The sequence below is a fragment of the Cellulophaga baltica genome, assembly GCF_900102165.1.
In the GTDB taxonomy this organism is placed as follows: domain Bacteria; phylum Bacteroidota; class Bacteroidia; order Flavobacteriales; family Flavobacteriaceae; genus Cellulophaga; species Cellulophaga baltica.
Genome location: NZ_FNBD01000001.1, coordinates 63701 through 85907 on the forward strand (window position 1 = coordinate 63701; position 22207 = coordinate 85907).

Genomic DNA, 22207 nt, shown 5'->3' on the forward strand with positions numbered 1-22207 from the left:
TATTCAACATTTTCACGAATAAGGGATGAACTGCGTTGATCCCTCAAAGCTCCGCTTTGAAAATAAAAAGTCTCACAAAATATACGCAAGCAAGCTTGTATATTTTGTGAGACTTTTTATTTATTCGTGACCGCGAAGGGATTCGAACCCCCAACCCTCAGAGCCGAAATCTGATATTCTATCCAGTTGAACTACGCAGCCGTTACTATTTTCTTTAAAAATTCTCTACCACTTCCGGTTTTGAAATACTTTTCTCTTTCTCACTTTCTAACACATAAACATAGTACTTCACACCTATACTTGATATTCCCTGCCTGCCGACAGGCAGGTATCCAGTTGAACTACGCAGCCATTATTTTCTTAAGCTAATTTCTTTTTTACAATCATAGAAATAGTTTTGCCGTCTGCTTGACCTGCAAGCTCTTTAGAAACCATTCCCATAACTTTACCCATATCTTTCATCCCTGCTGCACCAGTAGCTTCAATAGTCTGTACGACAACTTTCTCTATCTCTTCTTCTGATAACTGCTCTGGCAAGAATTTTTCTATTATAGCTACTTGCTCTAATTCTGGAACTGCTAAATCTTCTCTACCTTGCTCTATGAAAATAGCGGCGCTATCTTTACGTTGCTTTACAAGCTTCTGAACTAGCTGAATTTCTGCATCCTCTGAAATAGCTTCTCCTGAACCATTTTCTGTTTGCATTAGTAACAACGCCGATTTTATTGCTCTTAACGATTCTAAAGCTACTTTATCTTTAGCTTTCATCGCTGTTTTCATCTCGGTCATTACCTGGTCTTGTAAGCTCATAATATCTATTTTAGCGGGACGAAGATAAAAAAATAAACCCAAAAATAGCTCGTATTTTTGGGTTTATAATCAGGTTAAAACATTCTTTAATCTACATTGTCATGTAAGAAAGAATTGTTTGTTCTTATTTGAATATCATCATTGCTATCCTCACTTAATGATGTTCTAGAAATCTTGTTCTCTCTATTTACTTCATTTAAATGAACGCCTTGACGTTTGTATGCGGGATGCTTTTCTATTTCATCAATATGCTTCGCATTGTTGTTCTGAAACTTGTAGTTAAAATCTTTTAGCTTACGTTTTCTTTCTTCAGATCTGCTTCTTAAAAGCTCCTCTAAAGGCATATCCATAGGATCTACGTCTGCGACTTCTTCTACTTGCTTTGTTTCTTTCTCCACCGTCTTTTGCTCAAAACGCAATTCTTCTTCTAGAACCTTTGGAGCTACTTTTTCTGCTTTAGACTTAGCGTCATTAAGCTTCCCTTCTAACTCCATATAATCATCAAGACTATAACGCTTTTCACCTTGCTTATTGTACTCTACTACAGGAATAACTTCGATAGGATCTTTTACTTCCATATCTTTTACTTCGTCATCCAAAGAAAATAATACTACATTTTCTTTTTTGTCTTCTTTAATTTTTTCTGCCTCAGGGCCATCAAAACTAAAAATAAACTGATCATCTTCTATTTTTGCTGAAGAAACAGTAATAGGATCAATAACTTCAAAATTATCAATCTTAGCCTTAGAATCTACGATAATAAAATCATCACCTACATTATCAGCAATCACTTCATCATAAAAGACATTAAAGTTTTTAATATAGCTAGATGTCGGAATCAAATCCATGTCTGGCTTATCTTCTTCTAAAACATGCTTTACAATTTTAGGCTCTTCTTTTACTACCTTTTTTTCTTCCTCTTCTTCGACCAACTGAAAGACTACATTCTCTGAACCCATTAATACTTGCTCTGCCTTTTGGCTATCCTCAAGGGTATGGATTATTTTTTTAGATTCTGTATTTACAATAGTATCCTGCTGGTCAATATTAAAACCCGTAGCGATCACCGTTACAGCAATTGCTTCCCCCAGTGTTTCGTCTTCACCAACACCCATAATGATGTTTGCACTATGACCCGCTTCTGTTTGGATATGATCGTTGATCTCTCCTATTTCATCAATTGTAATTTCTTTAGTTCCAGAAACGATTAACAACAATACATTCTTTGCTCCAGATATTTTATTATCATTCAACAAAGGAGAATCTAAAGCACTCATAATTGCTTCATTAGCTCTATTGGAACCTGATGAAGTTGAAGACCCCATGATTGCCGTACCACTATTTGAAAGTACTGTTTTAGCATCACGTAAATCAATATTCTGTGTGTAGTGGTGTGTTATAACCTCTGCAATACCTCTTGCTGCTGTAGCTAACACTTCATCAGCCTTAGAGAAACCAGCTTTGAAACCTAAATTTCCATAAACTTCTCTTAGTTTATTATTATTGATAACGATTAAAGAATCTACATTGTTACGTAACTTTTCAATCCCTGCTTGCGCTTGTTTGGTTCTCATCTGACCTTCAAACTGAAAAGGAATTGTAACAATACCAACCGTAAGGATATCCAGTTCCTTAGCTTGTTTTGCTATCATTGGTGCCGCACCTGTTCCAGTACCACCGCCCATTCCTGCAGTAATGAAAACCATTTTAGTGTTGGTACCCAACATATTCTTTATTTCTTCCATACTCTCAATAGCAGATTGCTCTCCCACTTCTGGGTTTGCACCAGCACCAAGACCTTCAGTTAAGGAAACCCCTAATTGAATTTTGTTGGGTACTGTACTATTATCAAGTGCTTGGGAATCTGTATTACAGATAATGAAATCAACACCATTAATTCCCGCCATATACATGTGGTTAATTGCGTTGCTCCCACCGCCACCTACCCCGATGACTTTTATTACATTACTCTGATTTTTGGGCAAATCAAAGGAAATACTTCCAAATTCGTTACTGTTACTCATACGTTCTGTATTACTGGTTATACTGTGTTCTTCGTGCTTTTTTATTCTGCGTTATCCAAAAAGTCTTTTAACTTATCTGACCATTTGTCAAATATAGATTTCCGATCTCTTTGAATTTCCGGTTTTACTACTGCAGTTTCTGCTTCAGCAGTATCATCATTCATTTCATTTTCTGGCAATTGATTTTGCAGTTCTTCCTCCTCAGCCCCAATTGCTTCATTCTTAGCTTTTGTTTTCAATGCATTCATTAAAAGCCCTACTGCTGTTGCATATAACGGACTCGCAATTTCCTCATCAGAATCGCCAGCTAAGTGTTCGTTTGGATAACCAATTCTGGTATCCATACCTGTAATATATTCTACCAATTGCTTTAAGTGCTTTAACTGGCTGCCACCACCTGTTAGTACAATACCTGCAATTAATTTTTTCTTTTGTTCGTCATGACCATAATTCTTGATCTCAACATACACTTGCTCTACAATTTCCACCACTCTTGCATGGATAATTTTAGACAAATTCTTAAGTGTTATTTCTTTAGGCTCTCTTCCTCGTAATCCTGGAATAGAGACAATTTCATTTTCTTTATTTTCCCCTGGCCATGCAGATCCAAACTTAATCTTAAGTAATTCTGCTTGCTTTTCAATGATGGAGCACCCTTCTTTGATATCTTCCGTGATAACATTACCACCAAATGGGATTACCGCTGTATGGCGGATAATACCATCTTTGAAAATAGCCAAATCTGTAGTACCACCTCCTATATCAATTAAAGCTACACCTGCTTCTTTTTCTTCTTGACTCAGTACGGCATTAGCAGACGCCAATGGCTCTAATGTGATGCTACCCAAATCTAAACCTGCACTCTTAATACAGCGCCCTACATTTTTAATAGAAGACACTTGCCCTACCACCACATGAAAATTAGCTTCTAAACGAGCACCATACATTCCCATAGGTTCTTTAATCTCTGCCTGGCCATCAATTTTATATTCTTGTGGTAAAACATGAATAATCTCCTCACCAGGAAGCATGATTAATTTATATACTTGATTACATAACTTATCTACATCATCCTCATTAATAACCTGTTCAGAATCATCTCTTGTAATGTAATCACTGTGTTGCAAACTACGAATGTGTTGCCCTGCGATACCTACTACTACAGAACCAATCTTTAATCCTGAATTAGATTCCGCTTGTTCTACAGCTTGTTGAATAGATTGTATGGTTTGTGTAATGTTATTTACAACACCTCTGTGTACTCCAAGACTTTTAGATTTTCCAATGCCTAAAATTTCAATCTTCCCATACTCATTTTCCTTACCGATTATGGCAACTATTTTGGTAGTCCCAATATCTAAACCAACTGAATATTTACCTTGTTCCATATCTTAAATTTTGGTACACACTACCTGATTATTATACTCTAAGCTTACCAAACTATAATTGGTAAGCGAATTATCTTTTTTACCCTTTTTATAAAAAGCTCTAAACTTGTTAAATTTTTGATCTAACGCCTCTGCTTTTCCAAGGTTAACTACAAAACTTTCTGTTCTAAATTTCAACTGATATTTTTGGTTTCTTAACACCTGAATACCAATTACATTTTTGCGCAAAAAATCATCTCCATTCACATAGTTCAGTATAAAATGTACTTCTGCTAAACTATCTTCAGTGATATTTCCTGTTATGACAGGAACCCTTGCGGAATGATTTCTAGACAGCGGCATACGCTTTCCTTCATCATCTAGATAATATATTGTACTACTTTCCACACGACCAATGGGGTTACGTTGAGCGATTTTCGTCGTCAACTTACCATTTACCGTGAGGTATACTTGTGCATTTTTAACCATTTCATTGGCCTCAATGGCCTTTTCCATGTTATTCAAAACTAAATTTTCTTTGGGTACCATATCAAACCCTTGGAAACTTTGTATTAACAATTTATTAACCATGCCCGTAGTCACGTATAAATTATTCTCATCAGTGAACATAACATCCAGTTCTGAAATAGGTTTTTTGTTATGTCTACTATTAGAAAACGCAAAGAGCCCCATCACTGTAAGTAACAATACCAACACTTTTACAATGTTCCAATTAACCTTCATTTACTATAGCTTTTTGAATTTTCACAACTTCCAAACCTATATCACCTGCACCCATCACTATTAAAACTTCTGGCGCTTGTTTTTGTATTTCCGAAATCAACTCTGATTTCTGAACTAATTTCTTATGTTGACTAGTTATTTTACGCAACAACCATTCCGATGTAATGCCCTCAATTGGCTTTTCTCTGGCCGGATAAATATCCAACAATAAAACGTTTGCAAATTTCGATAAACTTTCTGCAAAATCCTCAGCAAAATCCTTTGTTCTTGAAAATAAATGCGGTTGAAAAACAGCCAATACTTTTTTACCTGGATGCATTTCCGAAACCGCCTCAAAAACAGCGTTTATCTCTGTAGGATGATGCGCATAATCATCAATAAATACAAAGTCATCATTCTTAATTCGGTATGAAAAACGACGTTGCACTCCCTTAAAACTTTCCAATGCAGGAAATAAATTCTCTGGCTTCACATTGGCTTCTAAAGCCATCCCTAATGCCACTACTGCATTTAATAAATTATGCCTTCCTGGTTTTTTAAAACGTATGCCTTTGTATAAAACTGTAGGCGTTTGTAACTCAAAAACATAAGCTCCATTAACTATTTCGACATTTTTCGCACAATAATCAGCAGCATCCTCTATGCCATAAGTAATACCTTCCATAGGTAAGCCGTTTCTAACGAACAATTTACCACCTACTTTAATTCGTGCAGCAAACTCTCTAAAAGACTTCTGTAATTCTTCACCTGTGCCATAGATATCTAAATGATCTGCATCCATTGATGTTATACAAGCAATGTTTGGTGATAAACGCAAAAAAGACCTATCAAACTCATCTGCCTCTACTACGGAATATTCTGAACCTTGAAAATAAAAATTACTTCCAAAATCTTCCGATATCCCTCCTAAAAAAGCCGTCATAGGAACATGAGCTTCTTTTAGTATGTGTGCCAATATGCTGGAAGTCGTTGTCTTGCCATGCGTACCTGCTACTGCAAAACAAAAAGTTTCATTTGTCACTAAACCCAAAACTTCTGAACGCTTCTTTACTGTAAATTTTTGATCAAAAAAATAATTCAACTCTGAATGCTCTTTAGGAACCGCCGGGGTATACACAATTAGACAAGTTTCCTTATCTAAAAAGTTAGGAGCAATCAACGCCACATCATCGTCATAATGAATAGCCATACCCGTCTCTTCTAACTCTAGCGTAAGCGGTGAAGGCGTTTTATCATACCCGCCCACATTCTTACCTAAATACACAAAATACCTAGCTAAGGCCGACATTCCTATGCCGCCAATACCTAAAAAATATACGCTATGTATCTGATTCATGTTCATAATCACTACCTAAGTCTCCCTAAGCCTTTATTTTTTTAATAATTTTTCTATTTCATCTACAATATCACTTGTAGCATTTGGCATTGCCATTTTCTTGCTATTAACACTCAATTCTTGTTGTTTCTCTTCGTCTTTAAAAAGCACTGAAAAAACACTTTCAAACTGTGATGCTAAATCGCTTTCTTTCACCATTAATGCCGCATCTTTTTGCACTAATGCCATGGCATTTTTGGTTTGATGATCTTCCGCAACGTTTGGCGAAGGAATGTAGATTACTGGTTTTCCAACAATACATAATTCTGACACCGAACCTGCCCCTGCTCTACTAATTACAAAATTAGCTGCCGCATACGCAAAATCCATTCTATTTAAAAAATCAAATACTTTAACACTATCTGATTGGTATTTTTTATACTCTTCGTAATATAGCTTCCCACATTGCCACACCACTTGAATGCCTAAAGTTTTGAAAAAGTCTAATTCTTTTTCAATAAGTTGGTTTATTCTTCTTGCCCCTAAACTACCTCCTAAAACTACTAAGGTTGGTTTTGACGCATCTAACTCAAAAAATGCTAAAGCTTCTTGCTGCGTTGCCGCCATAGTCACCAAATCTTCACGTACAGGGTTTCCTGTTTTTACAATTTTATCTGCTGGAAAAAATTTCTCCATGCCATCATACGCTACACAAATTTTCTTAGATTTCTCTGCTAATAATTTATTCGTAATTCCTGCAAAAGAATTCTGTTCTTGTAGTACACATGGCACCCCTTTTCCTGAGGCTCTTTTTAAAAGCGGACCACTAGCAAAGCCACCGGTACCAATTACCACATCTGGATTAAACCTGTTTACAATTCCGCCAGCTTTCACCAAACTACTGATGAGCTTAAAAGGAAACATCAAATTTTTGAAAGTCAGTTTTCTCTGCAATCCTGAAATCCACAATCCTTCTATCTTATACCCTGCATTGGGTACTTTCTCCATCTCCATTCTATCTTTTGCCCCCACAAACAAAAACTCAGCAGTAGGATACCTACGCTTTAGTTCATTTGCGATTGCCACTGCCGGATAAATATGTCCGCCAGTACCACCCCCAGATAATATAAATTTATAATTGTCCACTTAACACTTCTAAAGGGTTTGTATCATCTATTTCTGCTCCACTAGACTCTTCACTTGTTTCTTTATTACTGGCACTCAATATAATACCAATTGCCAAACAAGTCATCCAGGTAGAGGTTCCTCCACTACTAATAAGCGGCAATGTTTGTCCTGTTACAGGAAATAATTCTACAGCAACCGCCATATTTATAAATGCCTGAAAAACGATAGGTAAACCAACACCTACGACTAATAATTTCCCGAAAATGGTATTATTACCATTTGCAACCACAACAATTCTAAAAAGTAACAACAGATAGAAGAAGACTAAAATTAGTCCACCTACTAAACCGTACTCCTCAACAATGATGGCGAAAATAAAATCTGAAGAACTTTGAGGCAGAAAATTCTTCTGAATACTTTTACCGGCACCTTTCCCGATTACCCCGCCTGTAGCGATGGCAATTTTCGCTTTTTCAATTTGATAATCCGCATCACTATCTTCATCATTCGCAAAATTTTCAATCCTATTTTGCCATGTATTTACGCGATTAGGAAATAAATCTGGAGCCGCCTTTGCCACCAAGATAAAAAGGGTCAACACTAAAATACCGCTACCTATAATTCCTAATAAATATTTAACAGGATACCCTCCCAGAAAGCAAAGTACCATAACCATGAAAAAGATAATGGCTGCTGTTGAGAAATTCGCGGGTAAAATTAGAATCAAGACCAAAAAAACAGGTATCCACAACGGCAAAATACTCTCTTTAAAAGTGATAGCTTTATCTTTTATTTTCGTTAAATAACGTGCTACATAAGCCATTAAAACTACGGCTGCTAAGTTTGAGGTTTGAAATGTAAACCCAACCAAAGGCAAGCGAATCCATCTACTTGCATTAGCCCCACCAATTGTGGTGCCCTGCGCCAACGTATATGCTAATAACAATAGCACAATAGGCATTGCTATTAAAGATAGTCCCTTGAAAAAATGCGTCGGAATTTTATGTACGCCATAAATAATACCGAAACCTAAAGCCAACAACAACCCATGTTTAAACAAAAAGCTTAGCGTAGTTCCTGTCCCATTTCCAACAACGTATACCAGATTACTGCTTGCGCTGTAAACTGGTAAAAAAGAAAACAAGGCAAGTAAGGCCACTATAGCCCAAATTGCTTTATCTCCGCCTATTTTGTTGAAAAATTCCATTTTTATTATAAGTTTTTTACTGCTGCTTTAAATTGATTTCCACGATCTTCATAATTATCAAAAAGATCAAAACTAGCACATGCTGGCGATAATAAAACAGTATCACCACGTTCTGCCATTTTATAAGCCACCTTTACAGTTTCTGCCATATCATACGTTTCTACCACAAGATCTACAACATTGCCAAAAGCCTCTATTATTTTTGTGTTGTCTTTACCCAAACAGATAATTGCTTTAACTTTCTCACGCACCAAAGGCATTAACGACTTGTAATCATTTCCTTTATCTACACCACCAACAATCCAAACTGTTGGAGTCCTCATGCTATCTAATGCATAATAGGTAGCATTTACATTAGTAGCTTTAGAATCATTCACGTATTCTACATGATGAATTTTAAGCACCTTTTCTAAACGGTGTTCTGCACCTTGAAAATTGGCTACACTGTTACGAATAGTTTCTTTTCTAATACCAATAAGTTTTGACGCTGTAGAAGCCGCCATTGTGTTTTTAAGATTGTGTTTTCCTTCTAAGGATAAAGAATCTGCTTTCATTTTCAGTGTGTCGTTGTTAGTTGTAATCGTTATATCGTTGTTTGTACTAAATGCGCCTTCTTCTATCATCTTCTCTATTGAATAGGGCATTAATTTTGCTTTAACAGGGTGCTTTTCCAACCAATCTGTCAAGTCTTTATCATCTGCATCATAAATGAAATAATCATCTGCTGTCTGGTTTTCTGCAATTCTAAATTTTGATGCGATATAGTTTTCGTACTTATACTCATACCGATCTAAATGATCTGGTGAAATATTGGTTAGAATAGCTATATGCGGTTTAAAATCTACAATACCATCTAATTGAAAACTACTGATTTCTAATACATAATATTCAAAATCATTCTCTGCTACCATTTTAGCATAGCTATCTCCAATGTTGCCCGCCATACCCACATGAAAACCTTCATTCTTTAAAATATGATTGGTTAACATGGTCGTGGTGGTCTTTCCGTTGCTACCTGTAATCCCTATAATTTTTGCATCGGTATACTTTGACGCAAATTCTATTTCTGAGATTACTGGAATTTCCTTTTCCTTCAATTTCTGAATCAAGGCTATTTTATCTGGAATACCAGGACTTTTCATGACCACATCTGCATTCAGAATTTTTCCTTCTGTATGCATTTGGTCTTCCCATTCAATATCAAAATGCTCAAGAACTTTTCTATACTTATCTTTAATTGCTCCTTTATCAGAAACAAAAACTTCATATCCTTTCTTCTTCCCCAAAATGGCGGTTCCCACACCACTTTCTCCTCCACCAAGAATTACCAATCGCTGCATCTTATCGCACTTTTAATGTTACCACGGTGATTACAGCTAGTAAAATTCCAACAATCCAGAAGCGCGTCACAATTTTACTCTCGTGATAGCCTTTCTTTTGATAATGGTGGTGCAATGGAGCCATTAGAAAAACACGCTTTCCCTCTCCAAATTTCTTCTTGGTATATTTAAAATATCCCACTTGTAACATTACGGAAATAGATTCTGCAAAGAAGATTCCACATAAAACAGGAATCAATAATTCTTTACGGATGATGATCGCAATAACTGCAATTACTCCACCTATAGTTAAACTACCCGTATCTCCCATAAAAACCTGAGCAGGAAAAGCATTATACCATAAGAAACCGACTAAGGCTCCTACAAATGCCGCTACGAAAACCACAAGTTCTCCCGCCCTAGGGATAAACATAATATCCAGATAATTGGAGAATATAATATTCCCAGAAATCCAGGTAAAAATACCGAGGGTGAGGACAATTATTGCCGAAGACCCAGCCGCTAGACCATCGATGCCATCTGTTAGATTTGCTCCGTTAGATACGGCAGTAACAATAATGATAACCACCGGAATAAAGATCAGCCACGCATACTCTTTTGCTCCGTCACCCATCCAACCAATGAATGAAGTGTAGTCTAATTCATTGTTTTTAAAGAAAGGCACTGTAGTTCTTACTGATTTTACTTCCGCACCAGCAACTTTCTCTAACGTATAAGAGGTGGTTATCACACTCTGACTGCGTTCTTTCATCGTTACTTCCGGATGAAAGTATAAGGTAGCCCCTACAATTAAGCCTAATACAACTTGTCCTAATATTTTAAACCTTCCTTTTAAACCTTCTTTATCCTTTTTAAATATTTTGATATAATCATCTACAAAACCAATGATTCCCATCCAAATGGTGGTCACAATCAAAAGTATTACGTAGATATTATCAAGCTTAGCAAATAACAATACAGGAATTAAAGTAGCTAAAATGATAATTAGACCACCCATTGTTGGTGTACCTGCTTTCTGTTTCTGTCCGTCAAGACCTAAATCGCGAACAGTTTCCCCTATTTGCTTTTTCTGAAGAAAAAGAATTATTTTCTTACCATATACCGTAGCGATCAAAAGCGATGTTAATACCGCTAATGCTGCCCTAAAAGTGATAAACTGAAACAGTCCAGCACCTGGGATTTGATAATTATCTTCTAAAAATTCAAACAAATAGTATAACATACTTTACTTCGTGTCTTAATGGTTTTCAATTACTGTGATCGTAATTGTAGTTGTTTTATTTATTTAAGTCCTTTAATAAACTTTGAACGGTTTCGTAGTCATCAAAATGAGTTCTTACCCCATTAATCTCTTGATACGTTTCATGGCCTTTTCCGGCGATTAAAATAATATCGTTGGAATTCGCCAATTGACAAGCTGTCTTTATAGCCTGTGCTCTATTTTCAATAGTTAGTGTTTTTCTAACATTTTGAGCTTCAACTCCCGCTTCAATTTCTTTAAGTATTTCTTCCGGATTCTCTGTTCTAGGATTATCAGAAGTAAATATGACGGTGGTACTCATATCTGATGCGATATGCCCCATAACCGGACGCTTGGTTTTATCTCTATCGCCACCACACCCTACAACAGTAATGACATTTTCATTTCCTGTTCTCAATGAATTAATGGTATCCAGTACATTCTTAAGTGCATCTGGCGTATGTGCATAATCTACAATTGCCGTAATTCTTTCTTTAGAGATAAAATATTGAAATCTGCCATCCACATTTTCTAACTCACTTAAAAGTCTTAATATCTCTAATTTCTCTAAACCTAATAATTGTGCTGTACCATAAATTGCCAACATATTATAGGCGTTAAAATCACCTATTAATTTTGACCACACCTCATTACCATCAATCTTTAAAAGTTGTCCATTAAATTGATTTTCTAGAATTTGAGCTTTATAATCTGCATACGTTTTTAAAGCATATGTATACTTTCTTGCCTTTGTGTTTTGCAACATTACTAAGCCATTCTTATCATCAATATTAGTCAGCACAAAAGCTTTCTTAGACAGCTTATCAAAAAGTGATTTCTTGGTATCCCTGTATTCTGCAAAGGTTTTATGATAATCTAAATGATCATGAGAGAGGTTTGTAAAAATCGCTCCTTCAAAAACTAAACCTTCTGTTCTTTTTTGATGTATACCATGAGAACTTACCTCCATAAAACAAAACTCCACTCCTACATCATTCATCAGTTTTAAATGATGATTTATCGTTAAAGCATCAGGTGTTGTATGACTAGTTTTATACATAGTATCATCTACCATGATTTTAATCGTAGAAATAAGTCCCACTTTAAAACCTGCTTTCTTAAATAATTGATACAGCAAACTACTAATGGTTGTTTTTCCATTTGTTCCCGTAACTCCTACAAGCTTTAAATTTTTAGATGGATTATCATAAAAATTAGAAGCCATGATAGCCAAAGCCTTATTGCCATTATCTACTGCCACGTAAGTAACACCTTCTTCAAGAACTTCAGGCATAAGTTCACAAACGATGGTTTTAGCTCCTAATGATATAGCCTTATCAATATACTTATGACCATCTGTGATTGTACCTTTTATCGCGATAAAAACATCATCAGCGGATACTATGCGCGAATCAAAGCAAATAGAATTTACCATAACCGAGGTAGAACCGCTAACCGCAGTAATACTCACCCCAAATAATATGTCTTTAAGTGATTTCATGATAATTCTAATACAATTACTCCTGCAGCGCTAATATTCACACCTTTTACAGATTGTTTTTTTACTTTACCGTATCCTGTAACCTTAACCTGTAAGCCTAAATTTTCTAAAATTGCAATAGCATCCATACCACTCATCCCTTCTACATTAGGAACCTTGCTATGTTTCTTCGATGCTTCTGCATAATATTGTTCGTATTTTTTCTCCAATCCAGGATCATTAATCTCCAAACCATCAACCTCATCTACTAAAGGCGAGGTTGCATATATTTTTTGTGCGATAGATTTAAATACAGGCCCTGAAACGTCTGCCCCATAATACCCAACACTTTTGTCTGGTTCATGAATCACCACGATACATGAATACTTTGGTTCATCTGCTGGGAAATACCCAGAAAATGTAGAAATGTATTTTAACTTATTTGGATCTTTAGATACATAATCTTTCTGCGCTGTACCTGTCTTACCCGCCATAGAAAAGTTTGGCGAATACAAACTATGCCCTGTACCATACTTCTTTTCTACCACGTTTTTCAACATCTCCTTAACCTTATCTATCGTTTCTTGCGAACAGATAGATGGATTTATCACTTCTTTATCAAACTTAAAAATGGTTTTATCCCATTCTTTCACTTCTTTTAAAAGGCGTGGCTTAACCATTTCCCCATTATTAGCTATAGCATTATAAAAGGTAAGTGTCTGCAAAGGCGTAAGCGAAACTTCATACCCATGAGACATCCATGCTAAAGAAATACCAGACCAACCTTTATCACCTGGATACCGAATTACAGGAGCGCCTTCTCCTTTAATAGGAAGATCAAGTTTCCTATTCAATCCCATATTCATCAAACGGTTTACATACTTCTCTGGGCTATCTTTATAGTTATTGTAAATAATTTTAGCAAATGCTGTATTTGACGAAATTTCAAAAGATCTAGCAGCCGATATTTTTCCGTAGCCTCCCCATTTAGAATCTCTAACCGTTTTATTATATACTTTAAATAATCCTTTTTCAGTGTCTATAATTGTGCTCGTATCTATCACCTTATCTTCTAAAGCAACCACCATGGACATTAACTTAAAAGTAGAACCTGGTTCATGAGATTCTCCAATGGCATAATTCAATCGCTCGTAATACTTATCACCTTCTGTTTTTCCGAGGTTTGAAATTGCTTTAATTTCACCAGTCTTGGTTTCCATTACAATAACACAGCCATGGTCTGCCTTATACTTTTCTAATTGCGCCAACAGTGCATGATGTGCAATATCCTGTATATTAACATCTATAGTAGAATACACATCATAGCCATCTTTAGGCTCCACGATGTTATCCATACCTATAGGTTTCCATTGGTTTTTTGCAATTTTTTGCTTTAGACGACTCCCTTTTATTCCGCTTAAGTATTCCGTAAAAGCACCTTCTAAACCTACACGAGTAGCATAACCATTTTCATCAAAACGCTCATACCCCACACTACGCTCCGCTATTTTTCCTAAAGGATGTTCCCGAACCGTATTTTGCTCTACCACAATACCACCACGATTAGGACCTTTCTCAAACAATGGAAACTTCTTTACCTGAACGTAGTCTGAGTAGTCTAAATTTCTAACTACCAAGGCATACCTATTCTTATTTGCTTTGGCCTTACGAAAAATCTGCTCATAATGCGATGCAGGTTTTCCTAACAATTTTGATAAGGATTGACATAAAGGTTTAAGATTTTCTTTAAAATCTTTATCTTTTACGGTCACCGCATCAAAACGAATATTAAAACGAGAAACAGAAGTAGCTAATAAACTACCATCTGCAGAATATAGATTACCACGGTTTGGGGTGATTGTAAAAACCTTTTCTGTACGATCTTCGGCTAATTGACGGTACTTATCCCCATCAACCAACTGAATACTAAAAAGCTTTACAACTACCGCAACAGCGAATAGCACCAGAAATACTGCTACTATATATAGTCTCGTTAATATTTTTTTTTCTGTAACCGCCATTATTCAGCCGATTTAACTCTTATTTTATGTGGTGGCGTTTCTGAAGGAAACAAACCATCATTACTTACTGTTTTTAATATTTCCGATTCGAGCTTTAATTTCTGAACATCGGTCTGCCCATCTATAAACTCACTTCGCAATTCTTTCACCTCTTCGTTCAACGCTGCAATCTGATGCACTTTACTATCCGCACCATGGGAACTTGCAATCATTACTGCCGCTAAAAAAGAAGTGAAAATGATAAAAATCCAATTTTTTGGAGCGTCGCCACTCACTAAAAATTTTCCTTTTAAGATATCTAACAAGCCTTTTCGCATGATTACTTTTTGCTTTTTGCTTTTTCGGCAATTCTTAATTTTGCACTACGCGCTCTATTATTACTTGCAATTTCTTTTTTAGAAGGAACCACCAATCCACCTACTTTTTTAAGCGGAAGATTCATATTCCCATAAAAATCTTTATCTGGCTCTCCTTCAAATTTTCCTGATCTAAAAAAGTTCTTTACCAACCTATCTTCCAACGAGTGATAACTAATAACACTTAAGCGACCTTCCTCATTTAATAACTCTGGCACTTGCATTAAAAATTCTTTAATCACCTCAATCTCTTGATTCACTTCAATACGTATAGCTTGATAAATCTGAGCTAAAATTTTATGTTCTACCCGTGCAGGCAAAAATTGCTTTAAACCAGATTTTAATTGATCTGTGGTTTTAATTGGCTCCGCTTCTCTATTGGCAATAATTGCCGTAGCTATAGCATTAGCATTTCTTAAATCACCATATTGAAATAACACCCTACGCAACTCATCATAATCATAAGCATTCACTACATCATAAGCAGAAACTGTATTTCGCTTACTCATGCGCATATCTAAATCAGCATCAAAACGAGTAGAAAATCCGCGCTCCGCAACATCAAACTGATGAGATGAAACACCAAAATCACCCAAAATCCCATCCACCTTACGCACTCCGTAAAACTTCAAAAACTGACCAATGAATCTAAAATTCTCATGAATCAAAACAAAACGCTCATCATCAATAGCATTTTTAAGCGCATCTTCATCTTGATCAAAGGCGTATAATTTTCCTTTCGCTCCTAAGCGACTCAAAATTTCTTTTGAATGACCACCGCCACCAAAAGTAACATCCACATAAATGCCGTCACTTTTAATATTTAGCCCATCTATAGACTCCGTTAATAATACCGGATTATGATAATTCATCTTCGTCTCCTCCCATTACTTCTTCTGCCAATGCCGCAAAGTCTAGAGTAGTATCCTCCAACACTTTTTCGTAGCTGTCTTTATCCCAAATTTCAATAATATTAATAGCCGAACTTAAGACTACTTCTTTAGCAATATTTGCAACATCAATTAAATTCTTAGGAATTAATAATCTTCCTGTTGCATCAATCTCTATTACCTTTACACCTGCAGAAAAACGACGGATAAAATCATTGTTCTTTTTGACAAAACGATTTTTCTTATTCATTTTCTCCATTAAGAGATTCCACTCTTTCATTGGATATAATTCTAAACAAGGTTGAAAGACTGATCGCTTGATTACAAAACCATCTGTTAACACTGGAGACATCTGATTTTTAAGCGCAACAGGCAGCATTACCCGACCTTTCGCGTCCGCTTTACAATCATATGTACCAATGAAATTGATCACTTTTTTATCCTTGTTTCAAATTATAACTCAAATATATTGATTTTATTACCACAATTTACCACTATTTACCACATTGTTAATAAATTCTGATATATTAGAGGTCTGAAAACTTCCAAAAAAGGCCAAAAACGGACTTTAGAATTTTCAAAAACAACAATTACAAGGCTCAAAATTGTCTTGACAAATGACATTAAAACAAGTATAGACGTATTATTAGGAAATGTCTATATTTGCCGTTACAGAATACAACCTACATTAATGAAAGAAGAGTTAATCACGGAAGGCAAATACAAGTACGTTGAAGTAGGCGAAGGCACTCCAATAATCGTTTTACATGGATTAATGGGGGGATTAAGTAATTTTGAGGGAGTCATGAATTATTTCCCCAATAAAGGATATAAGATTCTTGTTCCTGAATTACCTATTTATGACAAACCCCTTTTAAAAACTACCGTAAAAAGTTTCGCAAAATTTGTTGATGATTTTATAAAGCACAAAGGCTTAAAAGACGTTATCCTTCTAGGTAATTCTTTAGGTGGTCATATAGGATTATTACATACTAAATTATTCCCTAAAAACGTAAAAGCACTAATAATTACTGGGAGCTCTGGATTGTACGAAAGTGCCATGGGAGACGGATATCCACGTAGAGGCGATTACGAATTTATAAAGAAAAAAGCGCAAGATGTTTTTTACGATCCTGCGGTTGCAACCCCTGAAATTGTCGATGAAGTTTTTGCTACAGTTAATGACCGTATAAAATTGGTTAAAACTTTGGCTATTGCAAAAAGTGCCATACGTCATAACATGGCTAAAGATTTACCTAAAATGAGTACACCAACATGTATTATTTGGGGTAAAAACGACAACGTTACTCCACCAGATGTTGCTGTAGATTTTCATAAATTATTACCAGATTCAGATTTATTTTGGATAGATAAATGTGGCCATGCAGCAATGATGGAACACCCTGATGAATTTAATACGATATTAGAAGCCTGGCTTAAAGTCCGTAAGCTCTAATACAAAAAAACAATCCATGAAAGTAAAGTCAGCCGAGTTTGTAATGAGCAATTCTAATGTGACGAATTGTCCTAAAGAGCCTATTCCAGAATATGCTTTTATAGGGAGATCAAACGTAGGAAAGTCCTCATTAATTAATATGCTAACCGATAAAAAGAGTTTAGCAAAAACCTCAGGAAGACCAGGAAAAACACAATTAATTAATCATTTCAAGATTAATGACAGTTGGTATTTGGTAGATTTACCCGGTTACGGCTACGCTAGAGTTTCTAAAAGAGACAAAAAAACCTTTCAAAGATATATCACTGATTACTTCTTAGAGAGAAAGCAATTGGTTTCTGCTTTTGTCCTTGTAGATATACGTCACGAACCACAAAAAGTAGATTTAGAATTTCTAGAGTGGATGGGCGAAAACCAAATTCCGTTTTCTATCATTTTCACCAAGGCCGATAAATTGAAGCCAAACGTAATTGAAAAAAATGTTCAAACGTACATTGATCATTTATTAGAAAGTTTGTGGGTAGAAGCACCTAAATACTTTATTACTTCTGCCTCAAAAAATATTGGGCAAGACGAAGTCCTAGACTACATTGATCTTATGAATGAAAATTTCGAAAAAGATAATTGGGCAGATTTTATCTAATTCGTATTAATTTAAAGTAGCTAAAACTTCACTCATTAAACTTTCAACGTTTTCTAGAGAATTCATTTTATCCGTTGTTATTACCACCTCAAAATCTTCATGGGTTTCTGCAAGTACAATTGGAAACGTGTACTTAGCATCGAATTTAGAACTGTACATTTTCAAAAATTCATCCTTATGAAGAAATTCCATTGGAGTAGTTGATTGCGCTCTAAATTTCCTCCAAATCTTATTCTCTGTGAAAATACCAAAAGTGATATCACACAAACTACATTCATAGGTATTTGGACTAAAAATTTTATGCGCCGTATCTAATACAGCATTGTGTGTTCCTGAATTTGCATTATAAATAAAAATCAACTTTTCTACATTTACCTTTTCCATACCGCTACATCATCTTATCTTTAGCCTAGCTTCAACACTTTATCATGAAAAACACTAGACTAGTTATTCTATCGCTACTTCTACTCTTTATTACAGGCTGTAAGTCTCCAAAAAATACTGTTGCTTACAGCTCCGACACATTAAAATTAATTCCGCTATCCAATAATGCCTTTCAACATATTACCTACCTCAATACTAATGATTACGGAAAAGTTGCCTGCAACGGACTTGTTGTCATACACAATAATGAAGCCATAATTTTTGACACCCCAACTTCTAATGCTGTAAGTACCGAATTAATACGTTGGATTACTGAAATTAAAAAAAGTAGTATCAAGGCCGTAGTGGTAAATCATTTTCATGAAGATTGCCAAGGTGGCCTAACTGCCTTTCACGACATAGACATTCCTTCTTATGGGAACACGCAGACATTAGCCTTATCAAAAGAGAAAAACCTTGTAACTCCGAACTATGGTTTTGATTCCGAAATAACATTAAAAGTTGGGGAATTAGAAGTAATGAACCGCCATTTTGGCGAGGCACACACCGCTGATAATATCGTGAGCTATATACCTAGTGAAGCATTACTTTTTGGCGGTTGCATGGTTAAAAGTTTGAATGCAACTAAAGGATATACTGGCGATGCCAACCTGGAGGAATGGAGCAATACAATCCAAAAGATTAAAGAGGAGTATCCGGATTTAAAACTAGTAATTCCTGGTCACGGCGATGCCGGTGGCCAGGAATTATTAGATTATACTATTGAACTGTTTAAATAAACTTATTTTTTTAGCTCTAATTTTTCTGCAAAATAATCGCAAAAATCTTTCATTGTAGCCGTCATTTTTTCGTCTTGAGTAGCCTTCATAAAAGTATCGGATAAAGACACTAAAGTTTGATGAAAAAATGTTTTCATTTCATCTACAGGCATATCCTTGGTCCATAAATCTATTTTTAACGATTCTTGGTTTTTACTATCCCAAACAGATAACAACATTGCTTTTGCTTCTTCATTATCTATGCCGCCATCTTCAGCAGACCAATTAAGTTCTTCCGGCACTCTGTTTTCGTCTAAACCTACACGTAATGTTATTTCTGAGGTATGTAATTTTGCCATTATTTTCTAGGTTTGTAATTTGATTTATTAAAAATTTCTTCTGTAGGGATTGTCAACAACTGCTGTACAGTGACATCATTATTTTTCATGAAAGCCCGTACAATTTGCCAACCTACATATTGCCCAATTCTTCCTGGAGATTCATTATCTAGCTCTAATTGAAATTTAGAAAATGGAGCAGGATCTATAAATCTTGGCTGCAATTGCTTTTCGGTACTATACAAAAGTTCTCGCTCCACGAAATAGCGCCAGATCTGTTCTTCATTAGCTTCTGCCCATTCTAACTGTTCTTGCGTATACCCTATACGTTGCGCCTCTGATTTAAAAGGTATTAATTTATCTTTTAAATAAAGTTCTTTACCATAATAAACGAGCTGATCTAAAAAAGTTCTTCCTTTTTGACGAGGCATTACTGCAGCACTAAATTCTGAAGCTACATCACTTACAATGAATTGCTTATCTAATCCTGCAGAAATATAATTCTGAAATCCTTTATAAAATTTATGATCCTTGCCTAAATAATTATCCAACCCAATTAGCAATAAGGTATCTGCCAAAATAACGCGACTCCCATAACTAACATCGGATGTTAAAGTAACCACTCTTGGAGTTGGAAACTTTGGAAAGTAATATTTTATATGCTGAAACAAACGCGTTAACTCCTCTGTTTCTGTATCAAATTTAGGAAATACCTTCTCTACCTCTGTATTCAATTCTATTTGAATAGTATCCTGCAATTTTAACAACCAAACGCTGTCTGTGTATTGCTGTGGAAATAAATATGGGTACTTAGCCTTGGTTACATTTAAGTTTTCAATGGTTGTTTTTGCAAACTCCTGATCAAAGCGGTCTACTTGAACATCAACCTTTATTTTATCAATCTCTTGAGCTACCTTATCTTCTTCCTCACAATTGTAAAAAAAGAAAGGCGAAACTAGTAAAAGAGCAAAAATTAACTTCTTCATATAAAGTAATTTCTATTAAGTTTTATTTATTAGTACTTAGGTTTTATTTTTACGAAGCAAAGTTAATTGTTTTCAACTTAAAAAAATAGCCCAATGCAAACGGAAAAAGTAATAAATCACATCGTAGACTGGTTAAAAGATTATGCAACAAAAGCTAATATGAAAGGATTTGTCATTGGCATATCTGGCGGAATAGATTCTGCTATCACTTCTACATTATGTGCAAGAACAGGATTAGATTTACTTTGCTTAGAAATGCCTATTCACCAAGCAGAAAACCAAGTAGGCCGAGCAGAAAGACATATCGCATGGCTACAAGAGAATTTTAGTAATGTAAAAAGACAAGAAGTAAACCTCACTCCTGTATTTGACAGTTTAGTAGCTGCAATGCCAAGAGTAGAAAACGAAGAAGAACGTTTTATGTCTTTAGCAAACACGCGCGCTAGATTGCGAATGACCAGCTTATATTATTTTGCAGCCCTTGAATCTTATTTGGTAGCTGGCACCGGAAATAAGGTGGAAGACTTCGGTGTAGGATTTTACACCAAGTATGGAGATGGCGGGGTAGACTTAAGTCCGATTGCCGATTTATTAAAAACTGGAGTTTGGGAAATTGCTAAAGCTTTAGGTGTTAATGAAGAAATTATCAATGCCGCTCCTACTGACGGACTCTGGGGAGATGACCGTACCGATGAAGACCAAATTGGAGCTTCATATCCTGAATTAGAATGGGCCATGGAAATGGTAGATAAAGGCAAAACAGTGGATGATTTTTCAGGACGACAAAAAGAAGTGTTTAGTATTTACAAAAGGTTTAATACTGCTAACAGACATAAAATGGTTCCCATCCCCGTTTGTGAGATTCCTAAGACACTAAAATAACCACTCACCTTAAAATCAAGTGAATAAAACGAAAAAATAAGGTGGTTTCATAAAAAAAAATGAAATTTACACTAGAAATCAGATAAATAAACTTTACATTGCATGTCAGAAATTATTGGCTTTTAGGTGTAATAAGTTGAAAATCAATAAAAAAAAAGGAACATGATTAAAGTATTAATTGCTGATAACCATCCAGTTGTAAGAGCAGGTATCAAGTTTGTTTTAGATACAGCATCAGATTTTGAGGTTATTGCAGATGTCGCAACGACAACCGAATTGTTTGAAAAATTAGAGACAATAAGCCCTGATGTAGTGATGCTAGAGATGGACATACCTGAGATTAACGGTATTGCTACTTTAAGAAAAGTTAAGGCTGAGTATCCTGATGTTAAAGTTCTTATCTATAGCGGCCAATCTGAAGATGTGTACGCATTAAGTACTATCAGGGCTGGTGCTTATGGTTATTTATCTAAGACCGCTGATTTAGACTATATTATTTCTGCTGTAAGAAAAGTAAGTAAAGGTGATATGTTCATTACTAATGAGCTTGCACAAAGACTTGCCTTTGATGAAGGCACAAAAAAGCCAAGAAGATTTTTCAGAAAACTATCTACTAGAGAAGTTGAAGTTTTAAAAATGTTGGCTAGTGGTAAACGTAACAAAGACGTTGCTATTGGTTTAAACTTAAATGAAAAAACAGTAAGTACTTACAAAGCACGTTTAATGCGTAAGCTTAACGTAGATAACTTAGTAGACTTACTACAACAAGCAAAAGCCTTGGAATTATATTAATTCTACGCCATTATATAATAAAAAAGCCTAGCAATGCTAGGCTTTT

Annotated in this window: 22 protein-coding genes and 1 tRNA gene; 5 read left to right on the forward strand and 18 right to left on the reverse strand. The window is 35.5% G+C overall.

Annotated elements, in window-relative coordinates:
- Nucleotides 1–127 precede the first annotated feature (127 nt).
- From BLQ19_RS00285 to mraZ, 15 genes are all read right to left on the reverse strand, one after another.
- Nucleotides 128–201: transfer RNA gene (locus BLQ19_RS00285), tRNA-Arg, on the reverse strand.
- Between the two features lie 159 nt (nt 202–360).
- A complete protein-coding gene (locus BLQ19_RS00290; RefSeq protein WP_074537053.1) occupies nt 361–810 on the reverse strand; it encodes a GatB/YqeY domain-containing protein in 450 nt (149 codons plus the stop codon).
- A gap of 86 nt (nt 811–896) precedes the next feature.
- Nucleotides 897–2834 (reverse strand): cell division protein FtsZ, encoded by a 1938-nt coding sequence (ftsZ, locus tag BLQ19_RS00295; protein WP_074537054.1) that lies wholly within the window; start codon nt 2832–2834, stop codon nt 897–899.
- Between the two features lie 41 nt (nt 2835–2875).
- Nucleotides 2876–4222, reverse strand: a complete 1347-nt coding sequence (gene ftsA / locus BLQ19_RS00300; RefSeq protein WP_074537055.1) for a cell division protein FtsA — start codon at nt 4220–4222, stop codon at nt 2876–2878.
- A 3-nt stretch (nt 4223–4225) separates the two neighbouring features.
- On the reverse strand, nt 4226–4945 hold the full coding sequence (locus BLQ19_RS00305; protein ID WP_024481710.1) for a cell division protein FtsQ/DivIB: 720 nt from the start codon (nt 4943–4945) through the stop codon (nt 4226–4228).
- Nucleotides 4935–6287, reverse strand: coding sequence for a UDP-N-acetylmuramate--L-alanine ligase (murC, locus tag BLQ19_RS00310; RefSeq protein ID WP_024481711.1), 1353 nt, complete (start codon nt 6285–6287; stop codon nt 4935–4937). Before murC ends, BLQ19_RS00305 begins: the two co-directional genes overlap by 11 nt.
- A 27-nt stretch (nt 6288–6314) precedes the next feature.
- Nucleotides 6315–7406, reverse strand: coding sequence for an undecaprenyldiphospho-muramoylpentapeptide beta-N-acetylglucosaminyltransferase (murG, locus tag BLQ19_RS00315; RefSeq protein ID WP_034664615.1), 1092 nt, complete (start codon nt 7404–7406; stop codon nt 6315–6317).
- Entirely contained in the window at nt 7393–8595 is a 1203-nt protein-coding gene (locus BLQ19_RS00320; protein ID WP_074537056.1) for an FtsW/RodA/SpoVE family cell cycle protein, read from the reverse strand. Before BLQ19_RS00320 ends, murG begins: the two co-directional genes overlap by 14 nt.
- A 5-nt stretch (nt 8596–8600) precedes the next feature.
- Nucleotides 8601–9935 carry a UDP-N-acetylmuramoyl-L-alanine--D-glutamate ligase gene (gene murD, locus BLQ19_RS00325; RefSeq protein WP_074537057.1) on the reverse strand — a complete coding sequence of 445 codons (1335 nt, stop codon included), beginning with the start codon at nt 9933–9935 and terminating at the stop codon, nt 8601–8603.
- A 1-nt stretch (nt 9936) separates the two neighbouring features.
- Nucleotides 9937–11157: a phospho-N-acetylmuramoyl-pentapeptide-transferase gene (mraY, locus tag BLQ19_RS00330; RefSeq protein WP_025615847.1), complete on the reverse strand. Its 1221-nt coding sequence runs from the start codon at nt 11155–11157 to the stop codon at nt 9937–9939.
- Nucleotides 11158–11212: 55 nt separating this feature from the next.
- The gene (locus tag BLQ19_RS00335) at nt 11213–12676 is read right to left on the reverse strand and encodes a UDP-N-acetylmuramoyl-L-alanyl-D-glutamate--2,6-diaminopimelate ligase (RefSeq protein WP_074537058.1); all 1464 of its coding nucleotides are present in this window, start codon (nt 12674–12676) and stop codon (nt 11213–11215) included.
- Nucleotides 12673–14676 (reverse strand): penicillin-binding protein, encoded by a 2004-nt coding sequence (locus BLQ19_RS00340; RefSeq protein ID WP_074537059.1) that lies wholly within the window; start codon nt 14674–14676, stop codon nt 12673–12675. Before BLQ19_RS00340 ends, BLQ19_RS00335 begins: the two co-directional genes overlap by 4 nt.
- Nucleotides 14676–14993, reverse strand: coding sequence for an FtsL-like putative cell division protein (locus BLQ19_RS00345; protein WP_024481718.1), 318 nt, complete (start codon nt 14991–14993; stop codon nt 14676–14678). The genes BLQ19_RS00340 and BLQ19_RS00345 overlap by 1 nt, the downstream gene beginning before the upstream one ends.
- A 2-nt stretch (nt 14994–14995) precedes the next feature.
- Nucleotides 14996–15904, reverse strand: coding sequence for a 16S rRNA (cytosine(1402)-N(4))-methyltransferase RsmH (rsmH, locus tag BLQ19_RS00350; RefSeq protein WP_024481719.1), 909 nt, complete (start codon nt 15902–15904; stop codon nt 14996–14998).
- Nucleotides 15891–16355, reverse strand: a complete 465-nt coding sequence (mraZ, locus tag BLQ19_RS00355) for a division/cell wall cluster transcriptional repressor MraZ (RefSeq protein WP_024481720.1) — start codon at nt 16353–16355, stop codon at nt 15891–15893. Before mraZ ends, rsmH begins: the two co-directional genes overlap by 14 nt.
- 258 nt (nt 16356–16613) lie before the next feature.
- Between mraZ and BLQ19_RS00360 the strand changes: the two genes are divergently transcribed.
- Nucleotides 16614–17378 (forward strand): alpha/beta fold hydrolase, encoded by a 765-nt coding sequence (locus tag BLQ19_RS00360; protein ID WP_074537060.1) that lies wholly within the window; start codon nt 16614–16616, stop codon nt 17376–17378.
- Nucleotides 17379–17394: 16 nt separating this feature from the next.
- Nucleotides 17395–18021, forward strand: coding sequence for a ribosome biogenesis GTP-binding protein YihA/YsxC (yihA, locus tag BLQ19_RS00365; protein ID WP_024481722.1), 627 nt, complete (start codon nt 17395–17397; stop codon nt 18019–18021).
- 6 nt (nt 18022–18027) lie between these two features.
- Here the strand turns inward: yihA and BLQ19_RS00370 are convergent, their stop codons facing one another.
- Nucleotides 18028–18405: a hypothetical protein gene (locus BLQ19_RS00370; protein WP_024481723.1), complete on the reverse strand. Its 378-nt coding sequence runs from the start codon at nt 18403–18405 to the stop codon at nt 18028–18030.
- A gap of 44 nt (nt 18406–18449) precedes the next feature.
- Between BLQ19_RS00370 and bla the strand changes: the two genes are divergently transcribed.
- Nucleotides 18450–19184 carry a subclass B1 metallo-beta-lactamase gene (gene bla / locus BLQ19_RS00375; protein WP_074537061.1) on the forward strand — a complete coding sequence of 245 codons (735 nt, stop codon included), beginning with the start codon at nt 18450–18452 and terminating at the stop codon, nt 19182–19184.
- A gap of 2 nt (nt 19185–19186) precedes the next feature.
- On the opposite strand, the gene gldC is transcribed toward bla, so the two are convergent.
- The gene (gene gldC, locus BLQ19_RS00380) at nt 19187–19522 is read right to left on the reverse strand and encodes a gliding motility protein GldC (protein WP_024481725.1); all 336 of its coding nucleotides are present in this window, start codon (nt 19520–19522) and stop codon (nt 19187–19189) included.
- On the reverse strand, nt 19522–20487 hold the full coding sequence (gldB, locus tag BLQ19_RS00385; protein ID WP_074537062.1) for a gliding motility lipoprotein GldB: 966 nt from the start codon (nt 20485–20487) through the stop codon (nt 19522–19524). The genes gldC and gldB overlap by 1 nt, the downstream gene beginning before the upstream one ends.
- A 93-nt stretch (nt 20488–20580) precedes the next feature.
- Between gldB and nadE the strand changes: the two genes are divergently transcribed.
- A complete protein-coding gene (gene nadE, locus BLQ19_RS00390) occupies nt 20581–21369 on the forward strand; it encodes an NAD(+) synthase (RefSeq protein ID WP_074537063.1) in 789 nt (262 codons plus the stop codon).
- A gap of 162 nt (nt 21370–21531) precedes the next feature.
- Nucleotides 21532–22161: a response regulator gene (locus tag BLQ19_RS00395; RefSeq protein ID WP_024481728.1), complete on the forward strand. Its 630-nt coding sequence runs from the start codon at nt 21532–21534 to the stop codon at nt 22159–22161.
- The last annotated feature ends 46 nt before the right edge of the window (nt 22162–22207 follow it).